Origin of the sequence: Planotetraspora kaengkrachanensis (genome assembly GCF_016862895.1) — a bacterium.
Classification (GTDB): domain Bacteria; phylum Actinomycetota; class Actinomycetes; order Streptosporangiales; family Streptosporangiaceae; genus Planotetraspora; species Planotetraspora kaengkrachanensis.
Map to the genome: position 1 here is coordinate 138796 of NZ_BONV01000001.1, position 16645 is coordinate 155440.

The following is a 16645-nucleotide window of genomic DNA, read 5'->3' on the forward strand; positions in this document are numbered from 1 at the left end:
TCACAACGTGCGCAGCCAGTTGTCCAGCAGCGCGGCTCCGGCGTCGCCGGACTTCTCGGGGTGGAACTGGGTGGCCGACAGGGGCCCGTTCTCCACGGCCGCGACGAACGGCACGCCGTGCTCGGCCCAGGTGACCAGCGGCTGCTCGAAGCCGGGACCGGCCGTGAGCCGCCAGTCGCGCACGCCGTAGGAGTGCACGAAGTAAAAGCGGGTGCCCGCCTCGATCCCGTCGAACAGCACGCTGCCGGCCGGGACGGAGACCGTGTTCCACCCCATGTGCGGGAGCACGGGCGCGTCGAGGCGCTCGACGGTCCCGGGCCACTCGCCGCAGCCCTGGGTGTGCACGCCGTGCTCGACGCCCTTTTCGAACAGGATCTGCATCCCGACGCAGATGCCGAGCACCGGGCGCCCGCCCGCGAGACGGCGGCCGACGATCTGGTCGCCGCGGACGCTCTTGAGTCCCTCCATGCAGGCGGAGAAGGCCCCGACGCCGGGCACGACGAGTCCGTCGGCCTCGAGCGCGGCGTCCCAGTCCGCGGTCACGGTCACGTCGGCGCCCACCCGGGCCAGCGCGCGCTCCGCCGAGCGGAGGTTGCCCGATCCGTAGTCGAGGATCACCACACGTCTGCCTACTGCCACCACATCACCCCTGCCGTGATCGCCAGCGCGGCTCCGACCCCGGTCAGCACCGCGAGCACCTTGAGCTTCTGCCGTATGGCGGAGTAGACCCCTCCGAGCAGGAAGAGCCCGATGAAGATCATGCCACCCGACGCGAGCGTCATCAGAGGACGCCCTTCGTGCTGGGCACGCCGGTCGCGCGCGGATCCCGCTCCGAGGCCTCGCGCAGGGCGCGGGCCAAGGCCTTGAACTGCGCCTCCACGATGTGGTGGGCGTTTCGCCCGTACGGCACATGCACGTGGAGGCAGATCGCCGCCTGGGCGACGAACGACTCCAGGATGTGGCGCGTCAGGGTCGTGTCGTAGTCCGGGCCGATCATGGGCGCCATGCCCTCGGGCTCGGTGTGCACGAGGTACGGCCGGCCGGACAGGTCGACGGTGACCTGGGCCAGTGCCTCGTCGAGGGGGCACGACGCGCTGCCGAAGCGGCGGATGCCCGACTTGTCGCCCAGAGCCTCACGGAACGCGGCGCCCAGCGCGATCGCGGTGTCCTCGATCGTGTGGTGGGAGTCGATGTGCAGGTCGCCCTCGGTCTTCACGGTCAGGTCGAACAGCCCGTGCTTGCCCAGCTGGGCGAGCATGTGGTCGTAGAACCCGACACCGGTCGCCACGTCGACGACACCGGTGCCGTCCAGGTCGACCTCGACCAGCACCGACGTCTCCTTGGTGCTGCGCTCGACCCGGCCGCGGCGTTGGTCACTCATCCGAGGATCCCTTCCAGGGCGGCCCGGAAGGCCGCCATCTCGTCCTTCGTCCCGATCGACACACGGAGCCAGCCCGCCGGACCGGTCTCCCTGATCAGAACGCCCTGCTCAAGCAGGCCCTCCCATACGGCGCGCCGGTCCGGAAAACTACCGAATAGCACGAAGTTGGCATCCGAGTCAGCGACCGACAGGCCACGATGCCGTAGCCAGTCGACCGTCGCGTCCCGCTCGGCCCGCAGCGCGCCGACGGTCGCGAGCAGTTCCTCGCGATGCGCAAGCGCGACCCGGGCCGCCGCCTGGGTCAGGGTCGACAGATGGTACGGCAGGCGGACCAGCAGCATGGCGTCGACGACGGCCGGATCTGCGGCCAGGTAACCCAGCCGCGTGCCCGCCATTGCGAACGCCTTGGACATGGTCCGCGTGACGATCAGGCGTGGGCTGGCCGGCAACAGGCTGAGGGCCGACGGCGTGCCGGTCCGCGCGAACTCGGCGTACGCCTCGTCGACCACCACCATCCCCGGGGCCGCGGCCGCGATCCGCTCGATCACGTCGAGGGGCAGGGCCGTACCGGTCGGGTTGTTCGGCGAGGTCAGGAAGACGACGTCCGGGCGGTGGGTCTCGATGGCCCGGACGGCGGCGTCCACGTCGATCGAGAAGTCCTCGTCGCGGGCTCCCTCGATCCACCGGGTGTTCGTGCTCCCCGCGATGATCGGGTGCATGGAGTAGGACGGCTCGAACCCGATGGCCGAGCGCCCCGGGCCGCCGAACGCCTGCAGGATCTGCTGGATGATCTCGTTCGACCCGTTGGCCGCCCAGAGCTGGCGGGCGGTGAGGCCGTGGCCGAGGTAGTCGGCGAGGTCCTTGCGCAGGTCGACCGCGTCCCTGTCGGGGTAGCGGTTGAGCGTGGCCGCCCCGTGCCGCACGGCCCGCGCGAGATCGTCGATCAGGGCGGCCGACGGCGGGTACGGGTTCTCGTTCGTGTTGAGCTGGACGGGCACGTCGAGCTGCGGCGCGCCGTAGGGGTGCTTGCCTCGCAGGTCGTCGCGGATCGGCAGGTCGTCGAGCGTCATGAGGGCACTTCCCAGTCGAAGCGGGCGCGGACGGCGGCGCCGTGGGCGGGCAGGTCCTCGGCGTCGGCGAGCGCGCTGACGTACGGCGCCGCCTCGGCGAGGGCCTCGCGGGTGTAGTCGACGACGTGGATGCCCCGCAGGAACGTCTGGACGGAAAGCCCGGAGGAGTGGCAGGCGCACCCGCCGGTCGGCAGCACGTGGTTGGACCCGGCCATGTAGTCACCGAGCGAGACCGGCGCGTACGGGCCGACGAAGATCGCCCCGGCGTTGCGGACCCGGGCGGCCACCTCGCGCGCGTCCGCCGTCTGGATCTCCAGGTGCTCGGCCGCGTAGGCGTCCACGACCGCGAGCCCGGCCTCGATGTCCGAGACGAGCACGATGCCGGACTGGCGGCCGGACAGGGCCTCGGTGATCCGCTCAGAATGGCGGGTCGCGGCGACCTGGCCCGGCAGTTCCTTCTCGACCGCGTCGGCGAGCTGGACGCTCGTCGTGACCAGGACCGCGGCGGCGATCACGTCGTGCTCGGCCTGGCTGATCAGGTCGGCCGCGATGTGCACGGGGTCGGCGGTCTCGTCGGCGAGGATCGCGATCTCCGTCGGGCCGGCCTCGGAGTCGATCCCGATGCTCCCCTTGAGCAGCCGCTTGGCCGCCGCGACCCAGATGTTGCCAGGCCCGGTGACCATGTCGGCGCGGGCGCACTCCTCAGTGCCGTAGGCGAACATCGCCACGGCCTGGGCGCCGCCCACGGCGTGCACCTCCTCGACCCCGAGCAGCGCGCACGCCGCCAGGATCGTCGGATGCGGCAGCCCGCCGAAGTCCTTCTGCGCGGGCGAGGTCACGGCGAGCGACCGGACCCCCGCCTCCTGGGCGGGCACGACGTTCATCACCACGCTGGACGGGTAGACGGCGCGGCCTCCCGGCACGTACAGCCCCACCCGGCCCACCGGCACCCAGCGCTCGGTCACCGAGCCGCCGGGCACGACCTGGGTCGTGGTGTCGGTGCGCCGCTGGTCACGGTGGACGAGGCGGGCCCTGCGGATCGACTCCTCAAGGGCGGCTCTCACGGCCGGGTCGAGCTCGTCGAGGGCGCGGGAGATCTCGTCGGCGGGGACCCGGGTGGAGGCCAGGTCGACCCCGTCGAACCTCGCCGTGAGCTCCCGGACGGCCGCCGCGCCCCGATGGCGGACGTCCGCACAGATGGGCCGCACCTTCTCCAGGGCGGCCTCGACGTCGAGCTCGGCGCGGGGCAGGACCTCGCGCAGGTCGCCGGGCAGCGACCCGCGCAGATCGATACGGGAAATCACCGTCCTAGTCTACGGATGACCAGGGACAGATCCCGTTCTGCCCACTATGCGGGACGCCGTGTTTCGCGGACGGGGACGAAGTTCCCCGACCTGCGTGATCTTCCAATTCCTCTCCCCGGTCGCGGGGAGGCGGCCGTCCGCGAACGCGCCGGCCGCCTCCGTCGTCACTGCTCGCGCCCGGGGGCTACGCCTTCTGGGACAGCTGGAACGACTGCGCGGCCGTGCCGTTGCACGTGTACTGCTGGAGCTGGACGGAGTCGGCGGCCGAGGCGCCGGGCACGTCCAGGCACTTTCCGCTGAGGCGGTTGACGAAGTGGTAGGACCCGCCGCCCTCGGAGACCGCCTGCCACTGCTGGTTGCCGCCCCCGCCGTACGCCCAGAGTTGGAGGAGGGCGCCGTCGGCCGTGGACACGCCCGTCACGTCGATCACCTGGGCGGGGTTGGTGCGGTTGTTCAGCCGCGCGAACCCGCCGCTGGTCGGCTGGACCTGGAACTGCTGGGCGAGGGTGCCGTTGCAGGTGTACTGCTGGACGGCGGTGCCGTTGGCCGAGGCGGCCGCCCGGGCGTCGACGCACTTGCCGTTGGCGCGGTTGACGAGGCTGTACCACGCCGTCGGGGAGATCGTGTCCGACGGCGGAGGGGCGCTCCCCCCGCCCAGCCACAGCAGGCTGTCGATGACGAACCGGTTCTGGGTCTCACTGGCGAACGTGGACGACAGACGGGTGTTGGTCGAGTAGTTCATGGCGTTGTGCCCGAAGTTCGCGTACACCATCTTGTAGTTCTTGTTCGTCCACATGATCGGGTAGTAGCCGCTGTACCAGGTCTGGTTGGGATCCGTGCCGACCGGGAAGTTCGACTGGTCGATCGACCCGAGGATCTTGATGTTGGGGTTGTTCCTCAGGTCGTTGCTCCAGCTGTACCACTCGCTGACCGACGAGGTGAACGTGCCGGGCAGGCGCTCCGTCGTGGGATGCCCCGCGCCGCCCTCGTTGCGGACGGTGACCGCGGTCGGGCCCCAGGTGTTGGACCTGAACGCCCCGGTGCCCAGGAACGCGTTGTGATACCACGACCAGCTCTGCGGGGCCGTGTTGAACGCCGACACGTGGAATCCCATCCACGCCCCGCCGCCCCGCATGTACTGCTCGAACGCCGACCGCTGGGCGGCCGTCTGCGGAAGGTCGTCAAGGAACAGGACGACCTGGTACTGCGCGAGGGTCGCGGCGTTCAGCTGGTTCCAGTCGGTGGTCGAGGTGTAGGAGAAGCCGTTCTGCGCGGCGGCCTGGGGGAACCACTGGTTCGCCTCTTTGGTGAAGTCGATGTGGGCCGCGTCCCAGGTGCCGCTGTAGAAGGCGAGCACCTTGAACTGCGGGGCGGCGGCCCGTGCGGGGTCGTGGGCGGGGACGGCGGCGAGCCCCAGCGCGACGGCGAACACGGCGAGCAGCCGGGTCCACGTGCGCGTCACCCCCATGTCGTGCCTGGTCATGAGCATGATCCTCTGTTCGATGACGGCTTCCGGCAGCAACGGGGCCCGTCCGCCTACGGGCACGGCCATGACCGGATCAAGGATGATGATCTGTTCTCTGCCGACTTGAGTCAAGTCATGTGAAATAGGCGGTAAGGAGAAGGGCCCGGCCGCACGGATCGCTAGTCTGTCCGGCGTGAGCAAGACCAAGGGCAAGGGCGGCCAGGGCACTCCGGCGACGGTCGCGCTGACGCAGGCGAAGGCGGAGTTCACCCTCCACCCCTACGACCACGACCCGAACGCCCAGGCGTACGGCGAGGAGGCGGCCGACGCGCTCGGCGTGCCGTACGAGCAGATCTTCAAGACGCTGGTCGCGGAGACCGAGGCTGGCCTCGCCGTCGCGGTGGTCCCGGTGGCGGGGAAACTGGACCTGAAGGCCTTCGCCGCGGCGCTCAAGGGCAAGCGGGCGGCGATGGCGGACGCGGTCAAGGTGGAGCGGGTCACCGGCTACGTCGTCGGCGGCATCAGCCCGCTCGGGCAGCGTAAGAGGCTGCCCACGGTGATCGACGAGTCCGCGCTGGGCTTCGAGACCGTCTACTTCTCCGCGGGCCGCCGCGGACTGCAGATCGAGACGGCCCCGGCCAATCTCGTACGGCTGACGCAGGCGGTCACCGCCCCCATCGCGAAGGCCTGAGCCTGTCGACTGTTGCCGTCGCCACCGGCCGCTCCCCCACTCGAGACTCGTAGCGAAGGACACCCGGAACGGGGGACGAACGTGACCGAACTGGTCGAGCTGACCGCGACAGAGATGTCGGCGCTGCTGCGTGAGCGGCAGGTGAGCGCCGTGGAGCTCACCGAGGCGCATCTGAGGCGGATCGACGAGGTCGGCGACCGGCTCAACGCCATCGTGACGCTGGTGGCCGACCGGGCGCTCGAGCAGGCCGCGCAGGCCGACGCCGACCTCGCGCGCGGCCACTGGCGCGGCCCGATGCACGGGCTCCCCGTCGCGCACAAGGATCTGGTCGACACGGCCGGGGTCAGGACGACGTACGGCTCACGCGTCTTCGCCGATCACGTGCCCGACCAGGACGACCTGCTGGTGCGCCGGGTCAGGGACGCGGGCGGCATCATGATCGGCAAGACCAACACCCCCGAGTTCGGCACGGGGTCGCACACGGTCAACGAGGTGTTCGGTGCGACCCGCAACCCCTACGACCTGTCAAGGAGCGCAGGCGGCAGCAGCGGCGGCGCGGCGGCCGCGCTCGCCGGCCGCATGGTGCCGCTGGCGGACGGCTCCGACATGGGCGGCTCCCTGCGCAACCCCGCGTCCTTCTGCAACGTCACGGGGCTGCGGCCGACCCCCGGGCGCGTCCCGTCGCCGTCGGCGAACGCGGCCTGGTACACGCTCTCGGTGCCGGGCCCCCTGGCGCGCACGGTGGCCGACCTGGCTCTGTTCATGACCGGCATCGCGGGCTTCGACCCGGCGTCGCCGTACGCGATCAGGGAGGCCGGCTCCGTCTTCGCGGGACCGCTGGAGCGCGACTTCACGGGCGCGCGGATCGCGTTCAGCCCCGACCTCGGCGGGCTGCCGGTCGATCCGGAGACCGCACGGGTGACCGCGCAGGCCGCGGGCGTGCTGACCGGCCTCGGCGCGACGGTGGAACAGGTCGACCTCGACCTGTCCGACGCCGAGGACGCCTTCCGGATCTACCGCTCGTGGTACTACGCCCTCGCGCTCGGCGACCTGCCGGAGGCGGGGCCGAACGTCACGTGGAACGTGGAGCAGGGCCGCACGGTGACGGGAGCCGACCTCGCCCGGGCCGAGCGGCTGCGCACGGGCCTGTTCCACCGGATGAACGCCTTCTTCTGCGAGTACGACTTCCTGATCGCGCCGGTCAGCCAGGTGCCGCCGTTCCCTGTCGAGGACCCCTACGTCATGGAGATCGACGGCACTCCGATGCCCGACTACCTGGCGTGGATGCGGTCGTGTTACTGGATCAGCGTGCTCCACGCGCCCGCCATGTCGGTGCCCTGCGGTTTCACCACCGGAGGGCTGCCCGTCGGGGTGCAGATCGTCGGAAGGCCGTGGGCCGACTTCGAGGTGCTGCGCCTGGGCCACGCGTTCGAGCAGGCCACGGGCACCTGGCGGAGGATGCCTGAGCTTCCCGGTGCTCAGGCGTCTCCCCGCAGCCGGTAGGTCAGCACGAACTCGAGGACCCAGAAGACGCCCGTGGCCACGACCGGCCAGGCGAACAGCACGCCGTGCGCGGTGAGCCCGAGCGACGTGGACGTGGTCAGCCCTCCCGCGGCGGAGGCCTGGATCGTTCCCTTCGCCGAACTCCCGACGAGCGACGCGACGTAGGAGCCCAGCAACCCGCCGCCGGCGACGCCCAGGACGGCGGGGACCGGTCGGGCGCGCGACAGGAGGTATCCCCCGACGCCGCAGACGAGGCCGCACGCCGCGCCGATGACGGCGAACCAGCCGTCCGCGGCGATGAGCGACTGACCCTCGAGGTCCGCAGGCTGCGGCCCCAGGTCGGTCAGGACGTACTGGGTGGGCGGCGCGACCGCCGACCACACGAACCCGGCCACCACCCCGAGCAGGGCCAAGGCGAGGACGGTCGTGACCAGCGTTGTCAGATTGCCCTTCAAATGCCGCACCGTCCAGATGGTACCTACATGGTGATCCGAGAAAGCCCCGATACCCTTGTGCTCCACCAGCCGTTGGCGAGGAGTAGGTGTGAGCGTGCAAGGCAATGGCCGCGAAGAGGTGTGGCGGATCGACCCCTCGGGGCCGCTCCGGGGTGACGTCGAGGTGCGCGGGTCCAAGAACGCCGTGTCCAAGCACATGGTCGCGGCCATGTTGGGAGACGGCCCGAGCACGCTGCACAACGCCCCCGAGGTCGGCGAGGTCGGCCTGACCGCGGCCATGCTGGAGGCGCTCGGCATCCACGTGGAGATCACCCCCGGGGAGATCACCATCGAGCGGAGCGACGAGATCCGGCCCCGCGTCCCCGAGGAGTACACCGGGCTCAACCGCATCCCGATCCTGATGCTCGGCCCGCTGCTGCACCTGGCGGGCGAGGCGTTCGTCCCCCTGGTCGGCGGCGACCCCATCGGGCGGCGCCCGGTCAACTTCCACGTGGAGGCGCTGCGGTCGATGGGCGCCGAGATCGAGGTCGGCGAGACCGGGATCACCGCCAAGGCGAACCGCCTGCGCGGAAGCAGGATCACGCTGCCCTACCCGAGCGTCGGCGCTACCGAGACGATCCTGATGACCGCCGTGCTCGCCGAGGGCAAGACGGTCATCAAGGGCGCCGCCATGGAGCCGGAGGTCGTGGAGCTCGCGCTGTTCCTCCAGCGGATGGGCGCGATGATCGAGCTCAGCCCCGACCGGCGCATCGTCATCGAGGGCGTGGAACGCCTGCGCGGCGCGTCCACGTGGCTCGCCGGCGACCGCATCGAGGCGTTCTCGTACCTGGTGGCGGGACTCGTCACGCGGGGTGAGGTGCGGGTGCACGGGTGCCCGCAGGACCGGCTGGTCACCGCCATCACCACCCTGGCGCGGATGGGCGCCCGGTTCGAGATCAACGACGACTGGCTGACGGCCTCGGCACCGGACGGCCTGCGCGCCGCCGCGGTGCAGACCGACACCCATCCCGGCTTCATGACCGACTGGCAGACGCCGCTGATGGTGTTGTTCACGCAGGCCGAGGGCATGTCGGTGCTCCACGAGACGGTCTTCGAGAACCGCCTGGTCTACGTGCCGGCCCTGCAGAAGATGGGCTGTGAGATCGAGGTCTTCGCGCAGTGCCTGGGCGGGCCCGCCTGCCGCTACCACGACACCAACGCCAAGCATTCCGCCGTGGTCCGCGGCGTGTCCGAGCTGCGCGGCGCCGACGTGATGTTGCCCGACATCCGGGCGGGCTTCTCCGCCGTGCTGGCGGCCGCCGTGGCCGAGGGCACCTCCACACTGCGCGGGGTCAACCACATCGAGCGGGGCTACCACCGGCCGTTCGAGCAGTTCACCTCACTCGGGTTGAAGATCAGCAGGGGATCGTAAAGTTTTCGCGGGCGGAGTTTGCGACACTCCGTCGCGTCGCACTGATAACCCGTGACCTCTCGCCTCCGCAGCACCGCCGTCGTGCTGGGTCTGTGCGGTGCGCTGGGCGGCGTCCTGGTCGCGGGAATGGTCCTGCCGCTCGTCGGCGGGGCCGGGGTCGCTACGAAGGGCGTCGCGTCCACCTTCACCGACCTGCCCGCGCCCCCGCGCGAGGAGCCGCTCCCGGAGATGACCCGGCTGCTCGACCGCAACGGCACGCAGATCGCGCAGTTCTACTACCAGAACCGCCAGTCGGTGGCTCTCGACCACGTCGCCCCCGTCATGCGGCAGGCGATCGTGGCCATCGAGGACTCCCGGTTCTACGAGCACGGGGGGCTCGACATCAAGGGCACCCTGCGGGCGCTGATCACCAACACGCAGGCCGGCGGGATCAAGCAGGGCGGCTCGTCGCTGACCCAGCAGCTCGTGAAGAACATCATGCTCACCCAGGCGGAGACGGAGCACGAGCGCACGCTCGCCCGTGTCAAGAGCATCCAGCGCAAGATCACCGAGCTGCGGTACGCGCTGGCGATGGAGAAGAAGTACTCCAAGAAGGAGATCCTGGAGCGCTATCTCAACATCGCCTACTTCGGCGCGGGGGCGTTCGGCGTGCAGGCGGCGGCTGAGCGGTTCTTCGGCACCGACGCCGCGGATCTGACCCTCGCTCAGGCCGCCACCCTCGCGGGCGCCGTACGCACGCCGTCCGACACCGACCCCTCACTCGGCGACGAGCAGCAGGCGCGGCTGCTGGAGCGGCGCAACCTCGTGCTCGACCGGATGGCCGACCTGAAGATGATCACACTGGAGACGGACAGGGCGACGGCGGCGACCCCGCTCGGGCTGCGCATGCGCGGAGAGCCCGGGGGTTGCGGCGGCAGCGCCTACCCGTACTTCTGCGTCTTCGTGGAGCACGAGGTGCTCAACAACCCGGCGTTCGGTCACACGCGCGCCGACCGTGAGCGCCGCCTCCAGAGGGGCGGGCTCACCCTGTGGACCTCGATCGACCCGGTCGCCCAGAAGGCCGCGCAGCAGGCGATCTCCGAACGGGTCAGCCCGAAGGACACCGAGGTCGCCGCCGAGACCATGGTGGAGCCCGGCACCGGGCTGATCAGGGCGATGGCCGCCAGCAAGAAGTACGGCCGCAATCCGCGCAACCGCAACTCCGGCCCGAGCACCACCTACAACCTGCCGGCCGACCGGGCGCACGGCGGCGGCAACGGTTTCCAGGCGGGGTCGACGTTCAAGGCGTTCACGCTGGCCACGGCCTTGTCGCAGGGCTGGCGGTTCGGCGAGGGCTTCGACACCCCCGGGGCGTTCGTGCCCTCGAGCGGATTCCGCGACTGCTCGGGCAAGCCGGTGAACGACCCGTCGGCCAGGATCTACAACGCGAGCGGAGAGGGCACCGGCGGGCCGTACAGCCTGGAACTGGGCACCTGGAAATCGGTCAACATCTTCTACATGAAGCTCGAGCAGGCCGTCGGGCTGTGCAACGTCGTGAAGACGGCGAAAGCGCTCGGCATCACGCGGGCCGACGGCAGGCCGCTGCAGGAGGTCCCCACCTTCACGCTGGGCGTCAACGAGATGGACCCCACCACGGTGGCCGCGGCCTTCGCGACGTTCGGCGCGCGGGGGCGCTACTGCCAGCCGATGGCGATCACCGACATCGTGGAGCGGGACGGAAGCCGGACGCAGATTCCGCCGAGTTGCACGCAGGCGCTCGACCCCGAGGTCGCCGACGCCGTGAACCACGTGCTCTCGGGCGTCTTCACCCAGGGGACGATGCGCGGCCAGTCGATCGGACGGCCGGCGGCGGGCAAGACGGGTACGAACAACGGCTACACGTCCGCCTGGTTCGCCGGGTACACGCCCAACCTCGCCGCGGCGGTGAGCGTCGGCGACATCCGCGGCTCCTACCGCTACCCGCTCACCGGGGTCGAGATCGGCGGCCAGTCCTACGGCGCCGTGCAGGGCGCCTCCCTGCCCGGCCCGATCTGGGTCGACTCCATGTCCGCCGCGCTGGACCACATCGACCCGGCCGGATTCGTCGCCCCGGACATGGCGCGATTCGGCGGAGGTTTCACCCCGGGCCTGAGGGAGTCCCTCGACGAGGAGGACCGGCGCAGAGGCCGGGACGGCGACAGAGGCCGGGACGGCGACCGAGACAGGGACGGCGACAGGGGCAGGGACGGCGACCGCAGGCAGGACCGAGGGGACGCCTGGGACGGCACGGACCAGGCCACGGGCGACGGGCCCACGGGCCGGGACGGCGGCGCGGGGGGACGGCCGCGCGGCCGCCACGGTGGATGGCCGGACGGCCGGCCGGACCGGTGGCACGGCGCGCCCCCCGGAGGACGCCCTGACATCCGGCACGACCGCCGCCGCGCCGGGCCGCACTCCGGCCCTCGCGCAGACCGCCCCGGCGCGTCACACGAGGGCGCGCGGAGGCCCGCTCCCAGAGCCCCTCAGGCGAACCCGCGGAGCGTGAACAGAGCCCCGCGGGGGAACGCCCCCCAAGGCCCGGCAGGAGCGCACAGGGGCGCGCAGGACGACAGGAGGAGGAACGCCCCCCACTCTGGGCGTGATCATGCATAGGCTCGCGAGCACACCCCCTGACCCGCCCGCCCACCCCCCGTGATCATGCACAGGTTCGCACGCAGGCCTCCCGACCTCGGCAACCCCTCACCGTGATCATGCACAGGTTCGCACGCAGGCCTCCCGACCTCGGCAACCCCTCACCGTGATCATGCGCAGATTCGCGGGCAGGCCTCCCCACCTGGGCGATCGCCCGTCGTGATCATGCACGCGGCCTCAGCCGTGCACGCGCAACGCGGCGATCACCCACTCCAGAGCGGGGACGGCCGGCGGGGACGGCTCCCTGCCGTTCAGGACGTCCAGCAACCGCCAGTACCGCTCCACCCGGGCGTCCGCCAGGGGTTCCAGCCACTGACGGAGCTCGGCGCGTGCCGCGACCGGCAGATCGGGGGACACGATGCGCTCGAGGACGGCCCTGCCCTCCGGCGACCCGGGCGCGACCCCCTCCGCCAGCGCGCGTCCCGCGAACTGTACGGCCGACGCCCGCACCTCGTACGCGGACTCGGGGCGCCGTCCCGTCTCTCCCCCGGTCACCAGCCGCCTGATCGCGAGCTGGAACTCCTCGTCTCCGACGAGCTCGGCGAGCTCGATCCAGGCGTCCACCTGTTCGGGGGCCGGATCGTCGGGCAGTTCGCGCATCCATTGCGCGATGACCGCGGCGTCGGCGTCGAGGTCGACCCCGGCGGTCACCCGGTCGACGAAGTCGTCGATGATCTGCCGGCGCTCGCGCACGGACAGCAGGGCCAGTTTGTGCATCAGCAACGTCTCCTCGGTCGTGCCGCCGCGCTCGGCGACCGTGCGCAACACGGCACGGCGCAGCCGCAGGGTGCGGATCTCCGCGTCCAGCGCTCTTACATGGGCCTGGGCCACCTCGGCCACGGAGGTCTGCCGCAGGAGGATCTCCCGGACGGACTCCAGCCCCACGCCGAGATCGCGCAGGGTCCTGACGAGGTCGGCGCGGGAGACCGCCTCGGCGTCGTAGAGGCGGTATCCCCCGGCGGACCGGCCGGCCGGGGGGATCAGGCCGATGTCGGACCAGAAACGGATCGTCCGTACGGGAAGCTCCGTACGGCGAGCGAGTTGCCCGATCGTGTAGAGCCGTGTCTTCTCGCTCACAGGATGAGCCTGCACCCTCCAGTCGCTGGAACCTCAAGCCCCGGGATCAGGAGCCGAGGCAGGCCGGGCCGAGCAGTTGCTTGAGGTCGCCCATGAGGGCCGGCGAGGGGGTGACCCGCAACCGGTCGTCGAGGCGCACGACCGTGGTCCGCGGCCCGTTGTGCACCTGGAGATGCACCTCCGTCGCCCCCGGATGGGTCGTCAGAACCTCCTTGAGGCGGCCGACGACGGATGGGGTGCACCGGGCCAGGGGCAGGCTGACGACGAGCGGGCCGCCGGTCTCTGCCGTGAGATCCGGCGCGGTCACCTCCATCGCGATGATCTTCGCGACGTCCTCCCGCTTGTCGATCCGGCCCTTGACGAAGACGATCGCGTCCTCGACAAGGATCGTGGCGCTCAGCTGGTAGGCCGAAGGGAAGATCATCACCTCGATGGCGCCCTCCAGGTCCTCCAGCATGGCGAGGACCCAGGTGTCGCCCTTCTTGGTCACCTTCCGCTGCAGGCCCGTCAGCAGGCCTCCGACGGTGACGATCTGGCCGTCGGGACGGTCCTCGGACTGCAGCGCGGCCACCGAGCAGTCGGCGCCGGACGCGAGGACGTGCTCGACGCCGAGCAGCGGGTGGTCGGAGACGTACAACCCGAGCATCTCCCGCTCGAACCGCAGCAGGGTGGTCTTGTCCCACTCCCCCGGCGGGATCCGCACGTCGAAGATCTGGTCCTCGGCCCCGCCGGCCGCGCCGAACAGGGAGTCCTGCCCGATCGCCTCGTTCTTCTTGATGTCGGTGATCGCGTCGACGGCCTGCTCGTGGACCATCAGCAGGCCCTTGCGGACGTGCTCTAGCGAGTCGAAGGCGCCCGCCTTGATCAGGGACTCGATGACGCGCCTGTTGCAGACGACCGCGGGGACCTTGCGCAGGAAGTCCCTGAAGTCGGTGAAGCGGTCCTTCTCCTCGCGGGCCGCGATGATCCCGGCGACGACGTTCCCTCCGACGTTGCGGACGGCCGACAGGCCGAAGCGCACGTCGCCGCCGCGCGGGGTGAAGTCGGAGTCGGAGTCGTTGACGTCCGGCGGGAGGACCCTGATGCCCATGCGGCGGCACTCGTTGAGGTACAGCGCCGACTTGTCCTTGTCGTCCTTGACGGACGTGAGGAGCGCGGCCATGTACTCGGCCGGGAAGTTGGCCTTCAGATAGGCCGTCCAGTACGAGACCAGGCCGTAACCGGCGGTGTGGGACTTGTTGAAGGCGTAGTCGGAGAACGGCAGCAGGATGTCCCACAACGCCTTGACGGCCGCGGCGGAGAAGCCGTTGTCCCGCATGCCCTTCTCGAAGGACTCGAACTGCTCGTCCAGCTCGGACTTCTTCTTCTTGCTCATCGCGCGGCGGAGCAGGTCGGCGCCGCCCGGGGAGTAGCCCGCGACCTTCTGCGCGATGGCCATGACCTGCTCCTGGTAGACGATCAGGCCGTAGGTCGTGCCGAGGATGTCCCTGAGCGGTTCCTCGAGCTCAATGTGGATCGGGGTGATCTCCTGCTGGGCGTTCTTGCGCAGGGCGTAGTTGGTGTGCGAGCCGGCGCCCATGGGGCCGGGACGGTAGAGCGCGAGCGCCGCGGAGATGTCCTCGAAGCCGTCGGGGCGCATCAGCCGCAGCAGCGAACGCATGCCGCCGCCGTCGAGCTGGAAGACGCCGAGCGTGTCTCCCCTGGCGAGCAGCTCGTACGTCCGCGGGTCGTCGAGGGGCACCTCGAGCAGCTCGATCTCGGCGCCGGAGTCCGCCTCGATCATCTTCAGGCAGTCGTCGATGATCGTGAGGTTGCGCAGGCCCAGGAAGTCCATCTTCAGCAGGCCGAGCTTCTCGCAGGCCGGGTAGTCGAACTGCGTGATGATCGCGCCGTCGGATTCGCGGCGCATGATCGGGATGTGGTCGGTCAGGGGCTCGGCGGACATGATGACGCCGGCGGCGTGCACGCCGGTCTGCCTGACCAGGCCTTCGAGGCCCCTGCCCAGGTCGATCGCCGCCTTGACGCCGGCGTCCTCGTCGTACAGCTCGCGCAGCTCGCCCGCCTCGTCGTAGCGCGGGTGGTCCTTGTCGAAGATGCCCGAGAGCGGGATGTCCCTGCCCATCACGGCGGGCGGGAACGCCTTGGAGATCCGGTCACCCAGGGCGTACGGGTGGCCGAGGACGCGGGCGGCGTCCTTCACGGCCGCCTTGGCCTTGATGGTGCCGAACGTGGCGATCAACGCGACCTTGTCGGCGCCCCACTTCTCGGTCACGTGGCGGATCACGTCGGCCCGCCGGCGCTCGTCGAAGTCGATGTCGATGTCGGGCATCGAGACGCGCTCGGGGTTGAGGAACCGCTCGAAGACCAGGCCGTACGGGATCGGGTCGAGGTCGGTGATGCCGAGGGAGTAGCCGACCAGCGAGCCCGCCGCCGAGCCGCGGCCCGGGCCGACCCGGATGCCGTTGTCCTTGGCCCACATGACGAAGTCGGAGACGACGAGGAAGTAGCTGGGGAATCCCATCTGGACGATGACGCCCAGTTCGTTCTCGACGCGGGCCCGGTGTTCCTCGTCGACGCCGCCGGGGAAACGGCGCCGCATGCCCTCCCAGACCTGCTGCCGGAAGTACTCCTCCTCGGTCGTGCCGCCGGGGACGGGGTAGGCCGGCATGAGGTTCCTGAAGCCGAACATGCCGCCGGGCTCCACGCGCTCGGCGACGAGCAGCGTGTTCCGGCAGCCTTCCCGCCACAGGTCGGAGGAGTCGAGGGCGCGCATCTCGTCGGCCGACCTGACGTGGTAACCGCTGCCGTCGAACCGGAACCGGTCGGGATCGCTGAGCTGTCCGCCGGTCTGGACGCACAGGAGGGCGTCGTGGCCCGCGGCGTCCGACTCGTAGGTGTAGTGCGAGTCGTTGGTGACGACCGGGGGGATGTCGAGCTCTCGGCCGATCCGGGTGAGCCCGTCGCGGACCCGGCGCTCGATGTCGAGGCCGTGGTCCATGACCTCCAGGAAGTAGTTCTCCTTGCCGAAGATCTCCTGGTACTTCGCGGCCGCCCTCAGCGCCTCGTCGTACTGGCCCAGCCGCAGGCGGGTCTGCACCTCACCGGACGGGCAGCCGGTGGCGGCCATGAGGCCCTCGGAGTGCTCGGCGAGGATGGCGGCGTCCATCCGGGGCCACTTGCCGACGTACCCCTCGGTGTACGCCCGGGAGCTGAGCCGCATCAGGTTGCCGAGGCCGACCCGGTTCCTGGCCCAGATCGTCATGTGGGTGTAGTAGCCGCCCGCGGAGACGTCGTCGCTCTTCTGGTGCGGCTCGCCCCACATGACCGGCGCCTTCTGCAGGCGCGACCCGGGCGCGACGTACGCCTCGATGCCGAGGACCGGCTTCACCCCGGCGGCGATGGCCTGCTTGTAGAAGTCGTAGGCCCCGTGCATGTTGCCGTGGTCGGTGATCGCGATCGCGGGCATGCCGAGCTCGCCCACGAGTTCGAACATCTGATTCAGCCGGGCCGCCCCGTCGAGCATCGAGTACTCGGTGTGAACGTGCAGATGGACGAACGGATCACCCATGAGACCCCCACTCCCGCCGCGCTCTCCCGGTCGCTCGGCACGTCATGGAC

13 protein-coding genes are annotated in these 16645 nt (G+C 70.6%); 4 read left to right on the plus strand and 9 right to left on the minus strand.

Annotation, left to right across the window (positions count from 1 at the left end):
• The 6 genes from hisH to Pka01_RS00665 all read right to left on the minus strand — a co-directional run bounded on the left by hisH (nt 1) and on the right by Pka01_RS00665 (nt 5238).
• Nucleotides 1-639, minus strand: coding sequence for an imidazole glycerol phosphate synthase subunit HisH (hisH, locus tag Pka01_RS00640; RefSeq protein ID WP_203880531.1), 639 nt, complete (start codon nt 637-639; stop codon nt 1-3).
• Complete coding sequence (locus Pka01_RS00645; protein WP_203880532.1) at nt 630-782, minus strand: CG2302 family histidine operon protein; 153 nt, start codon at nt 780-782, stop codon at nt 630-632. The genes hisH and Pka01_RS00645 overlap by 10 nt, the downstream gene beginning before the upstream one ends.
• On the minus strand, nt 782-1381 hold the full coding sequence (hisB, locus tag Pka01_RS00650; protein ID WP_203880533.1) for an imidazoleglycerol-phosphate dehydratase HisB: 600 nt from the start codon (nt 1379-1381) through the stop codon (nt 782-784). Before hisB ends, Pka01_RS00645 begins: the two co-directional genes overlap by 1 nt.
• Nucleotides 1378-2451 carry a histidinol-phosphate transaminase gene (locus Pka01_RS00655; protein WP_203880534.1) on the minus strand — a complete coding sequence of 358 codons (1074 nt, stop codon included), beginning with the start codon at nt 2449-2451 and terminating at the stop codon, nt 1378-1380. Before Pka01_RS00655 ends, hisB begins: the two co-directional genes overlap by 4 nt.
• Entirely contained in the window at nt 2448-3755 is a 1308-nt protein-coding gene (hisD, locus tag Pka01_RS00660) for a histidinol dehydrogenase (protein WP_203880535.1), read from the minus strand. The genes Pka01_RS00655 and hisD overlap by 4 nt, the downstream gene beginning before the upstream one ends.
• Before the next feature lie 184 nt (nt 3756-3939).
• Entirely contained in the window at nt 3940-5238 is a 1299-nt protein-coding gene (locus Pka01_RS00665) for an RICIN domain-containing protein (protein ID WP_203880536.1), read from the minus strand.
• Nucleotides 5239-5413: 175 nt separating this feature from the next.
• Here Pka01_RS00665 and ybaK point away from each other — a divergent pair, with 175 nt between their 5' ends.
• Nucleotides 5414-5911, plus strand: coding sequence for a Cys-tRNA(Pro) deacylase (gene ybaK / locus Pka01_RS00670; RefSeq protein WP_203880537.1), 498 nt, complete (start codon nt 5414-5416; stop codon nt 5909-5911).
• Nucleotides 5912-5992: 81 nt separating this feature from the next.
• Nucleotides 5993-7414 (plus strand): amidase, encoded by a 1422-nt coding sequence (locus Pka01_RS00675; RefSeq protein WP_239114605.1) that lies wholly within the window; start codon nt 5993-5995, stop codon nt 7412-7414.
• On the opposite strand, the gene Pka01_RS00680 is transcribed toward Pka01_RS00675, so the two are convergent.
• Nucleotides 7390-7878, minus strand: a complete 489-nt coding sequence (locus Pka01_RS00680; protein WP_203880538.1) for a hypothetical protein — start codon at nt 7876-7878, stop codon at nt 7390-7392. The two genes, Pka01_RS00675 and Pka01_RS00680, sit on opposite strands and share 25 nt — an antisense overlap.
• 79 nt (nt 7879-7957) lie before the next feature.
• On the opposite strand from Pka01_RS00680, the gene murA reads away from it, so the two are divergent.
• Nucleotides 7958-9280 carry a UDP-N-acetylglucosamine 1-carboxyvinyltransferase gene (murA, locus tag Pka01_RS00685; protein ID WP_239114606.1) on the plus strand — a complete coding sequence of 441 codons (1323 nt, stop codon included), beginning with the start codon at nt 7958-7960 and terminating at the stop codon, nt 9278-9280.
• Between the two features lie 51 nt (nt 9281-9331).
• A complete protein-coding gene (locus tag Pka01_RS00690) occupies nt 9332-11911 on the plus strand; it encodes a transglycosylase domain-containing protein (protein WP_239114607.1) in 2580 nt (859 codons plus the stop codon).
• Between the two features lie 216 nt (nt 11912-12127).
• Here Pka01_RS00690 and Pka01_RS00695 read toward each other — a convergent pair whose 3' ends face one another.
• A complete protein-coding gene (locus Pka01_RS00695) occupies nt 12128-13027 on the minus strand; it encodes a helix-turn-helix domain-containing protein (protein WP_203880539.1) in 900 nt (299 codons plus the stop codon).
• A gap of 46 nt (nt 13028-13073) precedes the next feature.
• Nucleotides 13074-16595 carry a DNA polymerase III subunit alpha gene (gene dnaE / locus Pka01_RS00700; protein ID WP_203880540.1) on the minus strand — a complete coding sequence of 1174 codons (3522 nt, stop codon included), beginning with the start codon at nt 16593-16595 and terminating at the stop codon, nt 13074-13076.
• Between the last annotated feature and the right edge of the window lie 50 nt (nt 16596-16645).

Coding starts and splice junctions, on each gene's coding strand:
- hisB (WP_203880533.1), bottom strand. CDS start 1,381: ATGAGTGACCAACGCCGCGGCCGGGTCGAGCGCAGCACCAAGGAGACG.
- Pka01_RS00665 (WP_203880536.1), bottom strand. CDS start 5,238: ATGACCAGGCACGACATGGGGGTGACGCGCACGTGGACCCGGCTGCTC.
- dnaE (WP_203880540.1), bottom strand. CDS start 16,595: ATGGGTGATCCGTTCGTCCATCTGCACGTTCACACCGAGTACTCGATG.
- Pka01_RS00655 (WP_203880534.1), bottom strand. CDS start 2,451: ATGACGCTCGACGACCTGCCGATCCGCGACGACCTGCGAGGCAAGCAC.
- Pka01_RS00645 (WP_203880532.1), bottom strand. CDS start 782: ATGACGCTCGCGTCGGGTGGCATGATCTTCATCGGGCTCTTCCTGCTC.